The 18,157-nt window shown below is 30.9% G+C and carries 16 protein-coding genes; 10 read left to right on the top strand and 6 right to left on the bottom strand.

Features of this window, described 5'->3' with window-relative positions; genetic code table 11:
• The first annotated feature begins 16 nt into the window (after positions 1-16).
• The 6 genes from D1817_04655 to D1817_04630 all read left to right on the top strand — a co-directional run bounded on the left by D1817_04655 (position 17) and on the right by D1817_04630 (position 5,986).
• Positions 17-1,174: a 5-(carboxyamino)imidazole ribonucleotide synthase gene (locus D1817_04655; GenBank protein ID AXT19182.1), complete on the top strand. Its 1,158-nt coding sequence runs from the start codon at positions 17-19 to the stop codon at positions 1,172-1,174.
• Positions 1,175-1,238: 64 nt separating this feature from the next.
• Entirely contained in the window at positions 1,239-1,724 is a 486-nt protein-coding gene (gene purE / locus D1817_04650; protein AXT19181.1) for a 5-(carboxyamino)imidazole ribonucleotide mutase, read from the top strand.
• Between the two features lie 208 nt (positions 1,725-1,932).
• On the top strand, positions 1,933-3,963 hold the full coding sequence (locus D1817_04645) for a M3 family peptidase (protein ID AXT19180.1): 2,031 nt from the start codon (positions 1,933-1,935) through the stop codon (positions 3,961-3,963).
• A 12-nt stretch (positions 3,964-3,975) separates the two neighbouring features.
• On the top strand, positions 3,976-4,782 hold the full coding sequence (locus tag D1817_04640; GenBank protein ID AXT19179.1) for an HAD family phosphatase: 807 nt from the start codon (positions 3,976-3,978) through the stop codon (positions 4,780-4,782).
• Between the two features lie 384 nt (positions 4,783-5,166).
• A complete protein-coding gene (locus D1817_04635) occupies positions 5,167-5,721 on the top strand; it encodes a sigma-70 family RNA polymerase sigma factor (protein ID AXT19178.1) in 555 nt (184 codons plus the stop codon).
• 1 nt (position 5,722) lies between these two features.
• Positions 5,723-5,986 carry a hypothetical protein gene (locus D1817_04630; protein ID AXT19177.1) on the top strand — a complete coding sequence of 88 codons (264 nt, stop codon included), beginning with the start codon at positions 5,723-5,725 and terminating at the stop codon, positions 5,984-5,986.
• Here D1817_04630 and D1817_04625 read toward each other — a convergent pair.
• A complete protein-coding gene (locus tag D1817_04625; GenBank protein AXT19176.1) occupies positions 5,960-6,793 on the bottom strand; it encodes a hypothetical protein in 834 nt (277 codons plus the stop codon). The genes D1817_04630 and D1817_04625 overlap by 27 nt on opposite strands.
• 120 nt (positions 6,794-6,913) lie before the next feature.
• On the opposite strand from D1817_04625, the gene gcvP reads away from it, so the two are divergent.
• The 4 genes from gcvP to D1817_04605 all read left to right on the top strand — a co-directional run bounded on the left by gcvP (position 6,914) and on the right by D1817_04605 (position 12,447).
• The gene (gene gcvP, locus D1817_04620) at positions 6,914-9,763 is read left to right on the top strand and encodes a glycine dehydrogenase (aminomethyl-transferring) (protein AXT19175.1); all 2,850 of its coding nucleotides are present in this window, start codon (positions 6,914-6,916) and stop codon (positions 9,761-9,763) included.
• Positions 9,764-9,950: 187 nt separating this feature from the next.
• Positions 9,951-11,009 (top strand): ketoacyl-ACP synthase III, encoded by a 1,059-nt coding sequence (locus tag D1817_04615; protein AXT19174.1) that lies wholly within the window; start codon positions 9,951-9,953, stop codon positions 11,007-11,009.
• A gap of 44 nt (positions 11,010-11,053) precedes the next feature.
• Positions 11,054-11,578 (top strand): methyltransferase, encoded by a 525-nt coding sequence (locus tag D1817_04610; GenBank protein ID AXT19173.1) that lies wholly within the window; start codon positions 11,054-11,056, stop codon positions 11,576-11,578.
• Between the two features lie 11 nt (positions 11,579-11,589).
• A complete protein-coding gene (locus tag D1817_04605; GenBank protein AXT21228.1) occupies positions 11,590-12,447 on the top strand; it encodes a glycosyltransferase family 2 protein in 858 nt (285 codons plus the stop codon).
• Here the strand turns inward: D1817_04605 and D1817_04600 are convergent.
• The 5 genes from D1817_04600 to D1817_04580 form a co-directional block, all read right to left on the bottom strand.
• Positions 12,433-13,077, bottom strand: a complete 645-nt coding sequence (locus tag D1817_04600) for a ubiquinol cytochrome C oxidoreductase (GenBank protein AXT19172.1) — start codon at positions 13,075-13,077, stop codon at positions 12,433-12,435. The two genes, D1817_04605 and D1817_04600, sit on opposite strands and share 15 nt — an antisense overlap.
• A gap of 86 nt (positions 13,078-13,163) precedes the next feature.
• Positions 13,164-14,024, bottom strand: coding sequence for a DNA-binding response regulator (locus D1817_04595; protein ID AXT19171.1), 861 nt, complete (start codon positions 14,022-14,024; stop codon positions 13,164-13,166).
• A gap of 59 nt (positions 14,025-14,083) precedes the next feature.
• Complete coding sequence (locus D1817_04590) at positions 14,084-15,343, bottom strand: amidohydrolase family protein (protein AXT19170.1); 1,260 nt, start codon at positions 15,341-15,343, stop codon at positions 14,084-14,086.
• Positions 15,343-16,719 carry an amidohydrolase gene (locus D1817_04585; protein ID AXT19169.1) on the bottom strand — a complete coding sequence of 459 codons (1,377 nt, stop codon included), beginning with the start codon at positions 16,717-16,719 and terminating at the stop codon, positions 15,343-15,345. Before D1817_04585 ends, D1817_04590 begins: the two co-directional genes overlap by 1 nt.
• Positions 16,720-16,736: 17 nt before the next feature.
• Entirely contained in the window at positions 16,737-18,155 is a 1,419-nt protein-coding gene (locus D1817_04580) for an amidohydrolase (protein AXT19168.1), read from the bottom strand.
• Between the last annotated feature and the right edge of the window lie 2 nt (positions 18,156-18,157).

The following is an 18,157-nucleotide window of genomic DNA, read 5'->3' as shown; positions in this document are numbered from 1 at the left end:
TGATAGCAATTTAAAAATGAAATATTTCTCTTCCAATTTTAAATTAGGAATTCTCGGTGGTGGACAACTCGGGAAAATGTTACTTAACGAAACTCGAAAACTTGATATTTATACTTGCGTTTTGGATCCTAGCAATGAAGCTCCTTGTAAAATTGCTTCAAATGAATTTACACAAGGTGATTTAATGGATTATGATACTGTTTACAATTTTGGAAAGAAAGTAAACATACTTACTATTGAAATTGAGAATGTTAATATAGAAGCTTTAGAAAAATTAGAACAAGAAGGTATTACTGTACATCCATCTTCAAAGACATTACGCACTATTCAAAATAAAGCTAAACAGAAATTATTTTATGTAGATCACAAAATACCAACAGCTCCTTTTTCTCGTTTTGCTTACACAGAAGAGATTATGACTTCCATACAAAGAGGAAGTTTAGATTTTCCTTTTGTTTGGAAAGCTGCACAATTTGGTTATGATGGTATGGGGGTAAAAATTGTAAGATCTGATTCGGATTTAAAAGAACTTCCAAATGTTGAATGTATTGCAGAAGAATTAATACCTTTTAAAAATGAACTCGCAGTAATAGTATCTCGTAATGTAAATGGAGAAGTTAAAGCATATCCTGTTGTAGAAATGGAGTTTCATCCGGAAGCTAATCAAGTAGAATATGTAATTTGTCCTGCAAGAATTGATGAGGCTATTGCAAAAAAAGCTAGAAATACAGCTTTACAAGTATCTAAATCATTTGATCATGTTGGCCTTTTAGCTGTTGAAATGTTTCAAACTCAAAATAACGACATTATTGTAAACGAAGTTGCTCCAAGACCTCATAATTCTGGTCATCACACAATTGAAAGTAGTTATACATCTCAGTTTGAGCAACACATTCGTGCAATTTTAAACTTACCTTTAGGTAAAACCGAGAATAAAATTGCTGGGATTATGGTTAATCTAGTTGGTGCAGAAGGATATACTGGTGACGTTAATTATAAAAACATTGAACAAATTATGAATATGGATGGTGTAACACCTCATGTTTATGGAAAAAAGCAAACTCGTCCATTCCGAAAAATGGGACATGTAACTATAGTAAACGAAAATATAAATGAGGCACGCAAAATTGCTGAAAATGTAAAAAATACGATTAAAGTTATTAGCAATACGTAACAAAAATAAACGTACAGACTCCAAATGATTATATTGGGTTTTGAAATTTTAAATTTGGAATTTTATGAATAAAGTAGGAATAATTATGGGAAGCACTAGTGATCTTCCTGTTATGCAAGATGCTATAGATATTTTAAAAGGTTTTGATATTGATATTGAAGTTGATATTGTATCTGCTCATCGAACTCCCGAAAAATTATTTGATTATGGAACTAACGCTCATAAAAGAGGCTTAAAAGTTATTATAGCAGGAGCTGGTGGTGCTGCACATCTCCCTGGGATGATTGCATCTTTATCACCTTTACCTGTTATTGGTGTACCTGTAAAATCTAGTAATTCTATTGATGGTTGGGATTCTGTATTATCCATATTACAAATGCCAGGAGGCGTACCTGTAGCTACTGTAGCTTTAAATGGTTCTAAAAATGCGGGAATATTAGCCGCACAAATTATAGGGGCTTCAGATAAAAATATTCTCAATGAGGTAATTGATTATAAAGAAAGTTTAAAAGCAAAAGTTATAGAAGGTGCTAAAAACATAAAGTTATAAAAGTATAAAACCCTTAATTCTTAATTAAGGGTTTTACTGCTATTAATCAATTATTTAAGAGTTTATGAGATCTCTTAAAGCCGATTAGTCGGCCCAATTATTATTTCATTACAAACAACAACTGTTAATTATTTCACAAAAATAATTAAATTAAATAAAATGCACAAGAACTAGCCTATTTCTTTAAAGTACTAAATATCAAATACTCATGAATATATTAAATCAATATTTTTCAACGCCATATAATACAGCTCCTTTTTCTAAAATTAAGACTTCAGATTTTTTACCTGCTTTTAAAGATGCTATTAAAAATGCTAAAGTCGAAATTGATGCTATTATACAAAATACAGAAGTTGCTACATTTGAAAATACTATTGAATCTTTAGATTTTTCTGGAGCACAATTGGATCGCATTTCAAGTGTGTTTTTTAATTTAAACTCTGCCGAAACTAATGATGAAATTCAAAAAATAGCTCAAGAAGTTTCTCCTTTGTTATCAGAATTTGGAAATGACATTACTTTAAACGATAGCTTATTTAAACGTATAAAAGAAATTTATAATTCTAAAGAAAATTCAGATCTAACTCCAGAGCAACACACATTACTAGTAAAACGTTATAAAAGTTTTTCGCGTAATGGCGCTAATTTATCTGAAGACAACAAATTGAAACTTCGCGAAATTGATAAAGAATTAAGCCAGTTAAAGCTAAAGTTTGGAGAAAATATACTTACAGAGACTAATGTGTTTGAAATGCTCATTACAAACGAAAAAGATCTTTCAGGTTTACCAGACGGTGCAAAAGAAGCTGCTAAACAATTAGCCGAATCAAAAAACAAAAAGGGTTGGTTATTTACTCTAGATTATCCTAGCTATATACCATTTGTAACATATGCAGATAATCGAGAGTTACGAAAAAAAATATCTTTAGCATTTGGGAGTAAAGGATTCAAGAATGATAATTTAGACAATCAAAATAATGTTTTAAAAATTGCGAACCTTCGTCACCAACGCGCCAATTTATTAGGTTACAAAACCCATGCGCATTTTGTTCTTGAAGAACGAATGGCAGAAACTCCAGAAAAAGTAGATCGATTTTTAAATGATTTGCTTGAGAAAGCTAAACCTGCCGCTGAACGTGAATTTAAAAATTTAGAAAGTTTTGCTAAAGATTTAGATAATATAGATCAACTTCAAAAATGGGATGCATCTTATTATTCTGAAAAGTTGAAGCAAAAATTATTCAATCTTGATGACGAAATATTAAAACCGTATTTTAAATTAGAAAATGTTATTGACGGTGCATTTTTAGTTGCTAAAAAACTATTTGGTTTAGAATTTAACATTATAAACACTATAGACAAATATCATGAAGATGTATTAACTTATGAAGTTAGAGATGAAAAAGGAGAATTTGTTTCTATATTTTACGCAGACTTTTTTCCAAGAGAAGGAAAAAGAAATGGAGCTTGGATGACATCATTCAAATCGCAATACATTAAAAATAATATTAATGAAAGACCTCATATTTCTATCGTTTGTAATTTTACAAAACCTACCAAAAGTAAACCTTCTTTATTAACATTTAATGAAGTTACAACTCTTTTTCATGAGTTTGGTCATGCTTTACATGGTATGCTCGCTAACACTACCTACCCTAGTTTATCAGGCACTAGTGTGTATTGGGATTTTGTTGAACTCCCTAGTCAGGTGTTCGAAAATTGGTGTTATGAGGAAGAAGCTCTTTCCTTATTTGCTAAACATTACGAAACTGGAGAAGTCATCCCAATGGATCTAATTACTAAAATTAAAGAATCTGCATCATTTCACGAAGGAATGCAAACACTACGTCAAATAAGTTTTGGTTTATTAGATATGAGTTGGCATGGTCAAGATCCATCAAAAATCACTAATGTAAAAGATTACGAAACAAACGCTTTTAAAAATACATCACTATATCCTGATGTTAAAGAGAATTGTATGAGCACTGCTTTTTCACATATTTTTCAAGGAGGTTACTCTTCTGGATACTATAGTTATAAATGGGCAGAAGTATTAGATGCTGATGCTTTTGATTATTTTAAAGCAGAAGGTATTTTTAATAAAACAATAGCTGCAAAATTTAAAGATAATATACTTTCTAAAGGAGGCACAGAAAACCCTATGACACTTTACAAACGTTTTAGAGGTCAAGAACCAAAACCTGAAGCTTTGCTTAAAAGAGCTGGATTACTTAAATAAGATAAATTAATTATGGATATAAAATTAATCTGTTCGGACATAGATGGAACATTATTAAATAAAGATCGTCAACTATCTCAAAGAACTATCACTGCAATAAAAAATAATGCAAAAACACCCTTTATATTAATTTCTTCGCGAATGCCCAAAGCAATGTTGCATTTACAACAAGAATTAGATATTACTCAATTGCCAATGATTGCTTATAACGGTGGCCTAGTAATAGACAACGGAAGTGTACTGCATACTACAGAAATTAATATTAATACAACTAGAAGCATTACAGATTTTTGTAAAGGCACTCAAATACACACAAGTTTATATCATAATGACGAGTGGTTTGTGCCAGAAATGGATTATTGGGCAAAAAGAGAACAAAATAACACCAAGGTAACCCCTACTGTTAACCCAATTGAGAACACCATATTAAAATGGGGTACAGAAAACAAAGGTTCACATAAAATTATGTGTATGGGTGATGAAAAAGAAATTGACAGTTTAAGTATTTTTTTAAAAGAGCATTTCTCTAATGAGGTAATAGGATATCGTTCTAAACCAACTTATTTAGAAATTTCACATAAAGATATTTCTAAAAAAACTGCTATTGAATTTCTTCTACAATCAAAATACAATGATTTAGATTTAAAACACATTTTAGCTTTTGGGGATAATTATAATGATATTGAAATGTTAGAATCTGTTGGTTTTGGAGTTGCAGTAGAAAACGCTAAAGAAGAAGTACTTGCTGTATCTAATGCAACTACACTAAGTAATAAAGAAGATGGCGTTGCTATATTTATGGAAGATTATTTAAAATAAATTAAAATACGACCTCTTTTATGAAAGTTATTATAATCAAAAAGGGTTCAACTTTTATAGTCAAACCCTTCTCTTTTTCATAGAAATCTTTCCTACAGAATGAATTCCTGAACAAAGCAACATATTAACTATGTCTTTACTAAAAAAATCATATCAAAAGGGAATTCTTGAGTTTAAAAATGAATAATTAGAGCATGAATATTTAAGATTTTAGATTATTTAAAACTTTAATTTGAATATTCTAATATAGAAATAGCACTAAAAGCAATCTTAAAAGCTAAGCTTCATCATGGATTATAGTTAATACTGTATTAAAAACATTAAGAAAGCATAAATTTCGAGTTTTTATATTATTTTTGCTCATTACATTAGAAATATTCTATAATGTCAAAACACACCATTGATCCAAATAAGTGGATAGACTCTTACTCTGATTATTTGTTTAATTATACAATTACTAGAGTAAAAGATTCTGATACTGCTCAAGATTTAGTGCAAGAGACTTTTTTTGCTGGATTAAAATCTATGAAAAATTTTAAAGGTGAAGCAAGTGAGCGTACCTGGTTAGTTTCTATTTTAAAACGAAAAATAATAGATCATTATCGAAAAATAAATTCTAAAAAAGGTCAAGCTGAAGTTAGAGTTAATTTTAGTGCAGATACCGATAACGAAGGAGATTGGTTAGAGCAACGTGTTGCTGATCCTTATGATAAAACAGCAGAAGATAATCTTGAAAATAGAGAATTAGGTTTAGCTATTCATAACTGTATAGGTAAACTTCCAGAAAAACAAGCTTTAGTATTTAAAATGAAAACTCTTGATGGGTATGATACTGAAACTATTTGTAATGATTTAGATATTACTGCGTCTAACCTTTGGGTAATTATACACAGAGCAAGAACAGCTATGGCTGCTTGTATGGAAAAAATTTGGTTTTAAAATGAGTAAAAAAATACGATTAGAGTGTAGTAACGCAAATCACATCTGTGATAAGAATCAATATCGAGAAGCTAGTTTGTGGGAAAAAATCATATTATCTTTACATTTATTGCACTGTAAAGCTTGTAGAGCTTATACAAAAAAGAATAATGCCCTAACAAAACTTACAAAAAACCCTAAAGTAGAGACCATGCCTGCTTCAAGTAAAAAAGGGCTAAAAGAACGTTTGGCAGAAGAATTAGCGAAGCAAAATCAAAATCAGTAACCAAATTACAGGTATACTTTCTACTCCAAAAGAACTATAATATTTTTTTTGGTTTATTTTACTAAATATTAAAAACAATGCAACAATTACTACTATAATAAAAAGTAGTAATAATTGTTTTTCAGCAATTTCATTTTTAAAAATTTCAATGCTATAAAATAATAGCAATAATACTATTCCAATTATTTTGGTAAGCTTTATTCCTATACGTTGAGGAATAGTAGATAATTTTAAATTATCAAATTGTAAATCTCTAATTTCAAACGGAAGCATTACTACTAATACATATATGTAACGTTGTATTGCAGTTAATATCACATCTGTATTAATTATATAATTTTCATTAACTAAAGGGATAATTACTGTTGTTCCTGACCAAACCAAAGCAATCACATAAATTTTAAGGCCACTAATAGCTCTTAGGTTTTTACCATTATCTAAAAAAATAGATTTCGGCAAAAAAGGAATAGCGTACAAAAATGTGATTACTCCTAATCCGCCTAAATAAATTAATGTTATAAACTCTAATTTTAAAGAAAAATAGCAGAGAGAGAGAAAACATAAGAGAGAGAAAATTTGAATTTGTTTTAGCCAATTTGCAAGCTCCCGATGGTGAAATTTTGCTAATCCAAAATATTTTACAAAATTATATCCTGTTATTGTGGCAAAAAACACGAATAAAAGTAGGTTGTAATTTAATTTTAAATCAAATTCAAATATTGTGACACATACCAAGCTACAAACAGCCAAAGCAACATGTATACTACTGTTTATATAAAATTCGAATACACGTTTTAAAAATTGCATATAACAAAAATAGTTAATCTGTTAATAATCCTTTTGTTTGGTTAAAAACTTTCATTATGGGTAGATTAAAAACGCTAATATTTACGTAATTTTGCTCATCAAAATACAATAAAAACAAGGATGAATACAGATTCTTTTGCACTACGACATATTGGTCCTCGAGAAGTGGATCATAAAGACATGCTAAAAACAATTGGTGTGGATACTTTAGATGAACTTATTAATCAAACTATTCCTGATAAAATCAGACTCTCTAATCCTTTAGGCTTAGATGTTGCAATGAGTGAGCAAGAGTATTTAACTCATATTCATCATTTAGCATCAAAAAATAAAGTTTTTAAATCTTATATAGGATTAGGATATCATCCTTCAAATTTACCAGCTGTTATTCAAAGAAACATTCTTGAAAACCCAGGGTGGTATACTGCATATACACCTTATCAGGCAGAGATTGCTCAAGGTCGTTTAGAAGCTCTTTTAAATTTCCAAACAATGATCACAGATCTTACTGGTATGGAATTAGCAAACGCATCGCTTTTAGATGAGAGTACAGCTGCTGCTGAAGCAATGGCATTACTATTTGCAGTAAGAGAACGTCAACAAAAAAAGGATAATGTTATAAAATTCTTTGTTTCTGATGAAGTTTTACCTCAAACATTATCATTACTTAAAACCAGAGCTATTCCTTTAGGAATCGAATTGGTTCTGGGTAATGCTGAGTCATTTGATTTCTCTACAGAATTCTATGGCGCACTACTTCAATATCCTGGAAAATCAGGACGAATTAATGACATTTCTAGTTTTATATTAAAAGCAAAAGAAGCGCAAATAAAAGTAGCTGTTGCTGCAGATATTTTAAGTTTAGTTAAACTGGAAGCTCCTGGAAAATTTGGAGCAGACGTAGTAGTAGGAACAACACAACGTTTTGGTATCCCTATGGGCTATGGAGGTCCACATGCAGCTTATTTTGCTACAAAAGAAGATTATAAACGAAGTATTCCTGGACGTATTATAGGTGTAACCAAAGATACAAATGGAGATAGGGCTTTAAGAATGGCGTTACAAACGCGTGAACAACACATAAAAAGAGATAAAGCAACTTCTAATATATGTACAGCTCAAGTACTACTTGCTGTGATGGCTGGTATGTATGCCGTATATCACGGCCCTAAAGGTTTAAATTATATTGCTAATAAAGTACACAATACAACTTCCACTTTAGTTGATAGTTTAGAGCGACTTGGTTTATATCAATCTAATGATTCTTATTTTGATACTATTCAAATTAAAACAAATGCTTCAAAAGTAAAAACTATAGCAGAAACTAAAGAAGTTAATTTTTACTATCCAGATGATGAGACTGTTTCTATTTCAATAAATGAAACAACTTCACTTCAAGATATAAATCTTATCAATTCAATTTTTGCAGAAGCAATTTCAAAAAATGCAATAACTATTTCAGAGATTATTGATAGTGATAATATTAATAATAATGTAAAAAGGTCATCTTCATTTTTAGAAAATGAAGTTTTTAACACCTATCATTCTGAAACAGATTTAATGCGTTATATTAAATCTTTAGAACGAAAAGATCTTGCTTTAAATCACTCTATGATTTCTTTAGGATCTTGTACTATGAAACTAAATGCAGCAGCAGAAATGTTGCCTTTAAGTTGGTCAAATTGGGGTAATATACATCCTTTTGCTCCTTTAAATCAAGTTGAAGGTTATCAGTTTGTAATGCAAAAATTAGCAGATCAACTTACTGAAATCACTGGGTTTGCAGATACTTCGCTTCAACCAAACTCTGGAGCTCAAGGTGAGTTTGCTGGATTAATGGTTATAAAAGCATATCACGAATCTCGTAATGAAGGACATCGTAATATCTGTTTAATTCCATCATCTGCACACGGTACAAATCCTGCAAGTGCGGTTATGGCTGGAATGAAAGTTGTAGTTACAAAATCTACAGATGAAGGTAATATTGATGTTGATGATCTTAGAGAAAAAGCTATTATACATAAAGATAATTTGGCTGCCTTAATGGTAACATACCCATCAACTCATGGTGTGTTTGAATCTGCTATTAAAGATATCACACAAATTATACATGATAATGGTGGGCAAGTGTATATGGACGGCGCCAATATGAATGCCCAAGTAGGATTAACTAACCCAGGTAATATTGGAGCAGATGTTTGCCATTTAAACTTACATAAAACATTTGCTATACCTCATGGTGGTGGTGGGCCAGGTGTAGGTCCTATTTGTGTAGCAGAACAACTTGTACCATTTTTACCAGGTAATCCTGTAATTAATGTAGGAGGTGATCAGGCCATTTCAGCCATTTCGGCTGCACCATATGGCTCTGCATTAGCATGTTTAATATCTTATGGATATATCTGTATGCTTGGTGCTAAAGGATTAACAGAATCTACTAGAGTTGCCATTTTAAATGCAAATTATATTAAAGAACGTTTATCTGGTCATTTTGAAGTACTTTATTCTGGTGAAAAAGGACGTGCTGCCCATGAAATGATTGTAGATTGTAGGCCTTTTAAAGCTAATGGTATCGAAGTAACTGATATTGCAAAACGTTTAATGGACTACGGGTTTCATGCACCTACTGTATCTTTCCCTGTAGCTGGTACAATTATGATAGAGCCTACAGAAAGTGAAGGCAAAGCCGAATTAGATCGTTTTTGTGATGCAATGATATCAATTAGAAAAGAAATTGAATCTGTTTCTAAAGAAGATACAAGTAATGTACTTAAAAATGCACCGCATACAATGGCAATGGTAACTTCTAGCGAATGGCCTTTTGAATATTCTAGAGAAACAGCTGCTTTTCCGTTAGATTACATACAAGATAATAAATTCTGGCCAAGTGTAAGACGTGTAGATGATGCCTATGGGGATAGAAATTTAATCTGTACTTGTGCACCTATAGAAGATTTTATGGAAGTTTAAAATCTTAATTAATATAAAAGTAAATACAAAAAAGCATTTGTTCACAGCAAGTGCTTTTTTATGTTTATTTCATAACATTCTCACCTTATATTTAACATATTCGTAAAAATTATCATTTAACTCAATAAAAAAAGTAGTACTACAGTTATATTATATAGATTAGCATTAACTAACTAAAACTAAATTTATGTCTATTCGAATAACTGGAACAGGGTCTTACATTCCTGATTTAATCGAAAAAAATGAAGATTTTCGCCATCATAACTTCTTAAATACAGATGGGTCTTCTATAGGCTCTACTAATGATGTTATTGTTCAAAAATTTAAAGACATTACTGGTATTGCTGAGAGACGTTATGCTAAGCCACATTTAACTTCTTCAGATTTAGCTTTTTTTGCAGCAGAAAAGGCTATTGTTGATTCTAAAATAAATCCTGAAGAACTAGATTATATTATTGTAGCACATAATTTTGGTGATGTAAAATCTGATACTATTCAAAGTGATATATTGCCTTGTTTAGCATCAAGAGTAAAACATAGTCTTAGAATTAAGAATCCAAAATGTGTGGCTTACGACATATTGTTTGGTTGCCCTGGTTGGATAGAAGGTGTTATTCAAGCTCAAGCATTTATTAAAGCAGGAATCGCTAAGAAGTGTTTAGTAGTAGGTTCGGAAACACTATCAAGAGTTGTTGATAAACATGACAGGGACTCAATGATCTATTCTGATGGTGCAGGTGCTGCTGTTATTGAAGAAACTTTTGAAGAAGGTGGAATATTATGTCATGAGTCCGCTTCATTTACTTATGATGAAGCATATTATTTATTTTTTGGAAACTCTAACAATCAAGATTTATGTCGAGATACGCGTTACATAAAAATGCATGGTCGAAAAATTTATGAATTTGCATTAAACAATGTACCTCAAGCCATGAAAGATTGTTTAGATAGAAGTGATGTGGATATTAAAGACGTTAAAAAAATACTCATTCATCAAGCCAATGAAAAAATGGATGAAGCTATTATAAAACGTTTTTATAGGTTATATAAAATTGATGCTCCAGAAGGAATAATGCCTATGAGTATTCACAAATTAGGCAATAGTTCTGTAGCCACTGTCCCTACTCTATTTGATTTAATAAGAAATAATAAAATAGAAAATCAAAACCTTAACAAAGGAGATGTTATTATATTTGCAAGTGTTGGTGCAGGAATGCATATCAATGCCATAATTTACAAATATTAATAATTTGGATTTCGCATCTATTGCGAAACGAAAAAATATTTTTCGTGTACGAGAATCAATTTCCTCATAAGAGATATAAATATACTTTTCAATTTTTAAAAGCTCATATTTCTGAGAATTCTAAAATTTTAGATTTAGGGATAAATAACCCATTTACAGAAATAATGTTAGAACGTGGTTATGAAGTTGAGAACACTAAAGGTGAAGATTTGGATATTGACACTTCTATTATTGAACAATCAGATGCAGATGTAGTTACTGCATTTGAAATATTTGAGCATTTACTTTCTCCTTTTACAGTTTTAAAATCTATAAAAGCCAATAAATTAGTAGCTAGTATCCCTCTTAAATTATGGTTTTCTCCAGCGTATAGAAGTAAAACGGATATGTGGGATAGGCATTATCATGAATTTGAAGATTGGCAGTTTGATTGGTTATTAGAAAAATCTGGATGGAAAATTATCGATAGAAAAAAATGGACTAATCCTACTAAAAAAATTGGAATTCGCCCTATTTTAAGATGGTTCACACCTCGATATTATATAGTTTATGCAGAGCGAATTAAATAATGGCTTTAAAAATGGATATTTATATCGTCATACCCGCTCATAATGAAGAAGATTTTATACAGCTTACCTTAGAGTCTTTAGCTAAACAAACTTTACTTCCTAAACAAGTAGTAGTCGTTAATGATAACTCTACAGATGACACTCAAATTATTGTTGAAAAACTCTCAAATGATTACAATTGGATAACTTTAATTAATTCAAACTCTTCTGATCAACATATTCCTGGTGCAAAAATCATTAATGCTTTTTATAAAGGTTACGATATTTTAGATGATAATTATGATATTATTTGCAAATTTGATGCTGATTTGGTTTTTCCTGATAATTATTTAGAAACTCTAGCTTCTCATTTTACAGCTGACAATAAGTTAGGAATGGCAGCAGGATTCTGTTATATTGAGAAAAATAATGATTGGGTGATTGAAGGTCTAACAAATAAAGACCATATTAGAGGTGCGTTAAAAGCTTATCGAAAAGAATGTTTTTTAGAAATTGGAAAACTAAAATTATCTATGGGTTGGGATACTGTAGATGAACTTTTAGCACAATACTACGGCTGGCAACTTAAAACAGATGAAACTCTAAAAGTAAAGCACCTAAAACCAACCGGCTCAGGTTATGTTAGAGGTGCCAAGTATTTACAAGGTGAAGCTCTTTATAAGCTTCGTTTTGGATTACCATTAGCTTTTTTATCAGCTTTAAAACTAGCTTTTAAAAAGAGGAGTTTTTTACTTTTTAAAGATTATATATTTGGTTATTTAAAAGCTTCTATTAATAAAAATATTGAGTTTTTAATTACTCCAGAACAAGGACGATTTGTAAGGAGACTTCGCTGGAAAGGTATTACTAAAAAGTTATTCAATTCTTGAAGGCTTAAATATCAACCAAATTACAAAACATTGTATTATTGCTATAAATACACCTATCTGATCTGTAATTCCGTGTGGTTCTCCAATAGCAAAAAATACACCTTGCAATACTAACGGTCCTAAAATTATAAGAACTTTAATATTATTTGAACGACTCCAAGCGATATGAACTTCTTGTAATTGCTTGTCTTTTTTAATAATGAAAATAATTAGCCCTAACGCAATTATAGATAATGGTATTACTATTGCAGATATTGAAACATGAATATTTAAGGTATCTCCGTGAAACATACTATCTCCATTTTTAATAATATCATATAATAAATTTCCAAAACTGTGAAGCCACCACCAAAACAATAACAAATAAAATATAACTCGGTTTTTAATCCAATTAAAAGAAGCAAACAAAGCTATATATAGAATTAAAAAAACTATTAGTATTAAATAATCTGAGGTTAAGCCTTTTCCTGAAAAAGAAAGTCCGAAATAACCCATTCCCCAGCTATAAGATTCTCCATCAAATAAAGCTCGTAGTAAAGGTAACCAAGTAGTTAAAAATGTAAATCCAATAATTAAGGATAAAATCCCAAATATATTGTTTCTTGAGCGTACTGCGATTGGTGTTTTCATAATGAATAAGTTTTTTATTAATATTAAATTACATCATTATGACAAGCTCAAGTAGTAGCTGTTACATAGCTTGTGGCGAAAATTAATTATTTGTGGTAAGTAGCCATAATTTCTTTTAAAGACGAAATATAAGAACGTGAAACAGGAATAGGATTTACAATATTACTTACATATAATTTCATTTGATGCCCATCTCCTTTTGCTTTCGTAATCTTATTTATGTTAACTAAATATGATCGATGACATCTCACAATTGCCATATCTTTTAAATTCGATTCTAATACTTTCATGGTAATACGTAGTAATTGCTTTTTCACCTGGTTGTTCATCAAATAATACACTGAAACATAGTTATCTTGAGCTTCAATATAAAGTAATGCATTTAAAGCTATAGAAATAGAGTCCTTACCATTATCAGATTCTAGTTTAATTAATGTTTTTTCTCGCACATTAAACTTTGGTTGCTCTAAAAGGATTTCATAAGCATTCTTAGTTTTCTTATAATTTACATATAGAATAATCAATCCTGTTGGAATGATACTCATCAATGAAATGTCTCGAATAAATCCAAAATAACTTGACCACTTCCAATCATGAAAGCTCCCAATAATATTGTAAAACAAATAAATCGTTGAAGATAATATTATCAATAATAAGAATAATCTAACAAAATGTTCTGCTACAGTTTTCTTTTTAAATAAATAAGGAGTAATAATAAATTCATAGATACCGATCGTAAACCCATTAACAAAACCAAATCCTATAGCACCAATTAAAAGATCAGGATTAATACGGTGAGTTGGATCATAATTATTAACCCCAAAAGGTTGGAAAACAATTAAAAATAAAGGAATAAACACACTTAAAAATAAAATAACACTCCATTTTTCTTTTTTAGTATCTAAAATAGAAATAGGAGTATTCCAAAATGTGTTTTTGCGATCCAATAGAAGGTATTTTTACATCATTTATAAAAATATAAAAATACCTATTATAATAAAATTATCTATTCATTCTTATAGAGTTCTCCATCTTTCATTACAAACGTAACATTACGCATTGCTTCAATATTTTTAACTGGATTACCTTCTACAGCAATAATGTCTGCTAAAAATCCTTTTTTAAGCTGCCCTAAATTATTTAAGTGAAATATTCTCGCATTTACAGAAGTAGCCGATTGCAGTGCTTTAATCGATTCCATTCCATATGCTACCATTAACTCTAATTCTCTATAATTCTCTCCATGTGAAAATACTCCAACATCACCTCCAAAAACTATATCTACACCTGATTCCATAGCTAACTTGAAGGATTTCTTTTTTTGCTTAATACGATTTGGTTCATGGTCTCTTCCTTTATTCCATCCGTTGTACTGTAAAATAGCATCTCCAGCAGCAAGAGTTGCACAAAGTCCAACACCATTCTCTTTCATTAATTTAAAAATCTCAGCAGTTGCACCATCTCCATGTTCAATGGTTTCTACACCCCCCAAAATAGCACGACGCATTCCTTCTGGTGTACTGGCATGAGCTACAGCATAACTTCCCGCACTTTCTGCAGTTTCTACCATAAGCTTTATTTCTTCTAAAGAAAATGTAGGTTGTGATGGTGCTCCTGGCTTCCATCTATAATCAGCATATATCTTTATAAAATCTGCTCCATTTCCTAATTGGCGCCGCACAGTTTTTATCACATCATTACCACTAGCTTCTTCGGCGCCAAGTGGTACATGAACACCATCATGAAACCCTTTTGGTCCATAAGCGCCAGTTGCTACCACAGCTGGACCAGCTACTAATAATCGTGGTCCAATAATGATTCCTTCATTAATGGTTTTTTTAATATACACATCGCTATAACCAGCACCTTCTGCTCCAAGGTCTCTCATTGTAGTTACGCCAGACATCAAAGAATTTCTAACATGATTGACTCCTCTAATAGAACGTTCAACAGGCGATTCTTTTAATACTTGATCATTCCAAGTCGTTTCATTATAAGGGTGTAATAATACATGTGAGTGGCCTTCAATAAGCCCTGGCATTAACGTTTTTCCTTTCAAAAGAATTTCTTTGGTTCCTCTTGGTGCTTTTATCTGAGATGCTGGCCCAACTTGTGTAATTGAATTTCCTTCTACTAAAACAACCCAATCGTCATGCATTTCAGTTCCATCAAATACACGATCAGGTTTTAATAACGTTTGAGAGCTTACAATTGAAACAAAAAAGACTAATAAACTTGTAATTAATATTTTCATCTGTTTAATCATTATTTATTAATATTACGTTCAGCAATTTCTGCTAGTTTTGCATCAATCTCATCTTTTGATAGCCATCTCCCTCTTACCATCACACCTGATATTTCTTTTAATGCTTTCATATTTTCTAATGGATTTGCATTTAACAAAATTAAATCTGCATCTAATCCTTCTTTTACCTCTCCAAAGGTTTTTTCTTCTCCAAAATAAATAGCAGGGTTAATAGTTCCTGATTCAATAATTTGTGCAGGTGTTAATCCAGCTCTTAACATTCCATCAATTTCGTGATGAATTGAAAATCCTGGTACATTAAACAACTGTGGGGCATCAGAACCTAATAACATACCATGCCCTCCTGCTTGTAGTTTTCGCATTAGTTCTCTTCTGATTTCATTAAACTTTTCCCATTGGGAAACACTAAAATCATCTGTTTCTGTATACTCTGCTTTTCTACGTTTCCAATTAGCTAAAGTAGATGCTGCCATATACTTCATCTCTGGATCTTTTAATAGCTCATCTCCAGTTACTGGAGCAAACCAACGCTCATATAAACTCTGTGTTGAAACAATCCAAACTTTATTTTCTTTGGCCATAGTAACCAATTCATCAATATTAGAGACATCTGCAAGTGGTGTAAATCCATATCCAAAAAACCCATTATCATTAGGGTTTACATTAGCAGATTGTGGTACTAAACCTTCTAGAAAACCATCCACATGATCAATAGAAGCATACCCACTCTCCATTGCGTGACGAACGCCTACATCTACAGGAACGTGACCTGCATAAGGCAATCCTAATTCTTTTGCTGTTTTTATAGCTGCATCAAATACTTCTAATTGAATTCCCGGGTGCATTTTTAAAAAATCATATCCAGCATTTTTATAAGCAGTTACTTTTTGTATAGCTTCTTCTTTTGTTCTAATCGAATTACCATTTAAAGATGGGCTAGATGTGTAAATTCTCGGACTTAAAATCTCATTATTTTTAGCTTTTTCTCTTAACTCTAAATGAGATGGACCTCCTAACATTCCCCTAATTGTTGTAATACCGTTAGATAAATACAAGAATAGTGTTTCGTCTACAATCTCTGGGTTTCTAGTTGAAGGTTGCGGAATATGTGCATGCATTTCTGCAAGTCCAGGCATTAAAAATTTTCCAGCCCCATCTATAGTAGTACCATATCCTTCAGGATTTATAACGGTTTCAGATATTTGTTGAATTTTCCCCGAATCTATAACTATTTGACGTTTTTCTATAATGTTACCAGTACGAACATCAATAACATTAGCATTAGAAATTAAAATGGCTGAAGGGCTAACTTTTTCTTGAGGCTTGGCACAAGAAAATGCTATAAAGGCACAGGCAATAATGATAATTTTTTTCATTTTGATCTAATTTATTTTTATTGAGAAACACAATCCGGGCAATTAATTTCTTCTGCTATAGTTTTTGGATTGTACTCTTGATTATTTTTAATAACTCTATAAATATTTCTAGTTTGTTTTATATCTTCTAATGGATTCGCATTTAGCAATATCAAATCAGCAACTTTACCAACAGCTATTACTCCATAATCTTTATCTTTTTTAAGGAATTTTGAACCATTGTATCCTGACGTTTGTAACGCATTTAATGTAGAAATTCCTGAAGCTACCATTGCTTCTAATTCTTTATGTAATGAAATTCCTGGATAGGTGTATGAATTAAATGCTCCGCTATCTGATCCTGCTAATAAATTTACTCCTGCATTATTTAATGATTTTGATAGTTCTTTAAAAAACGTGTTTAAAGCTTTTCGATCTTGCCTTGCTTTTTCAGATCCATTTAAAGCACCATTAATACGACCTTGATAGGTTTTTATAATGCCTTTATGCATAATTTTCAAGTAAGCATCATTACTATGATCATCTTCATCTAAATAACTTAATACATTCCCTATATGAAGTGTTGGCACTACATATACATTGTTATTCTTTAAGTTTTGAAATGTGCTTTGTGCAATAGTTTCATCATAAGTAGCAATCAATTTTGCCATGGATTGCCAAAATCCATATTCGCGATTAATAATTGCTTGTGTAATTTCTTTTTCTTGAGAAGAACATCCTTTCAATACATAATATAAATGTTCAATAGCACCTATTCCTGCTTCTATATTTTCTTTTAATTCAACTGTAAATGGCATATGTCCTGAAGTAATTAAACCTCTTTCTGTAGCTTGAGAAACAGTTTCTAAAAAAGCTTCTCTAGAGATTCTACTATCATAAATTTTAACAAAATCGGTTTTCAGTTTTTGAAGAGAATCTAACGCTTTAGAAATATCTTCTACATTTTCAACAACTAATGATCCAGCCCAAGTTGCACTAGGACCATCTAATTTAGGTCCAGATGTAAAAATAGTAGGCCCCATTAGTTCGCCTTTATCAATTTGAGAATTCCATTTAATAACAGATGGTGTCATATCACCTCCAGCATCACGAACAGTAGTAATACCATTCATCATAAATAATTTTAAAAACTCTTTATTAGCTTGAATCAAAGTATCACCTCCTCTAAAATGCACATGATTATCCCAAAAACCAGGAAGCACATATTTATCTGAAGCATCAACTGTTACTTCAGAAGTAAAATTAATATTCTTACCTATTGCAGTAATATTTACAATGCGTCCATCATTTATAAATATATCTTGTTGTTCAATAACTCCTGTTTCGATATTAATTACATTACCATTTGTAAGCACCATATCGAAAATCTCCTTTTGCTCACTTTTACAGCTTACTAATAATGATAGAATAAAAATGACAATTATATTATTTTTCATTT

Source organism: Flavobacteriaceae bacterium (genome assembly GCA_003443635.1).
Taxonomy (GTDB): Bacteria; Bacteroidota; Bacteroidia; order Flavobacteriales; family Flavobacteriaceae; genus AU392.
Note: the sequence above shows the minus strand (reverse complement) of the source record. Positions and strands in the feature narration are given on the sequence as shown.

Bases quoted from the DNA above. Each gene is read 5' to 3' on its own strand.
- D1817_04645 (AXT19180.1), top strand. From the start codon at position 1,933: ATGAATATATTAAATCAATATTTTTCAACGCCATATAATACAGCTCCT.
- D1817_04580 (AXT19168.1), bottom strand. From the start codon at position 18,155: ATGAAAAATAATATAATTGTCATTTTTATTCTATCATTATTAGTAAGC.
- gcvP (AXT19175.1), top strand. From the start codon at position 6,914: ATGAATACAGATTCTTTTGCACTACGACATATTGGTCCTCGAGAAGTG.
- D1817_04630 (AXT19177.1), top strand. From the start codon at position 5,723: ATGAGTAAAAAAATACGATTAGAGTGTAGTAACGCAAATCACATCTGT.
- D1817_04615 (AXT19174.1), top strand. From the start codon at position 9,951: ATGTCTATTCGAATAACTGGAACAGGGTCTTACATTCCTGATTTAATC.
- purE (AXT19181.1), top strand. From the start codon at position 1,239: ATGAATAAAGTAGGAATAATTATGGGAAGCACTAGTGATCTTCCTGTT.
- D1817_04605 (AXT21228.1), top strand. From the start codon at position 11,590: ATGGATATTTATATCGTCATACCCGCTCATAATGAAGAAGATTTTATA.
- D1817_04600 (AXT19172.1), bottom strand. From the start codon at position 13,077: ATGAAAACACCAATCGCAGTACGCTCAAGAAACAATATATTTGGGATT.
- D1817_04635 (AXT19178.1), top strand. From the start codon at position 5,167: ATGTCAAAACACACCATTGATCCAAATAAGTGGATAGACTCTTACTCT.
- D1817_04655 (AXT19182.1), top strand. From the start codon at position 17: ATGAAATATTTCTCTTCCAATTTTAAATTAGGAATTCTCGGTGGTGGA.
- D1817_04590 (AXT19170.1), bottom strand. From the start codon at position 15,343: ATGATTAAACAGATGAAAATATTAATTACAAGTTTATTAGTCTTTTTT.
- D1817_04640 (AXT19179.1), top strand. From the start codon at position 3,976: ATGGATATAAAATTAATCTGTTCGGACATAGATGGAACATTATTAAAT.
- D1817_04585 (AXT19169.1), bottom strand. From the start codon at position 16,719: ATGAAAAAAATTATCATTATTGCCTGTGCCTTTATAGCATTTTCTTGT.
- D1817_04625 (AXT19176.1), bottom strand. From the start codon at position 6,793: ATGCAATTTTTAAAACGTGTATTCGAATTTTATATAAACAGTAGTATA.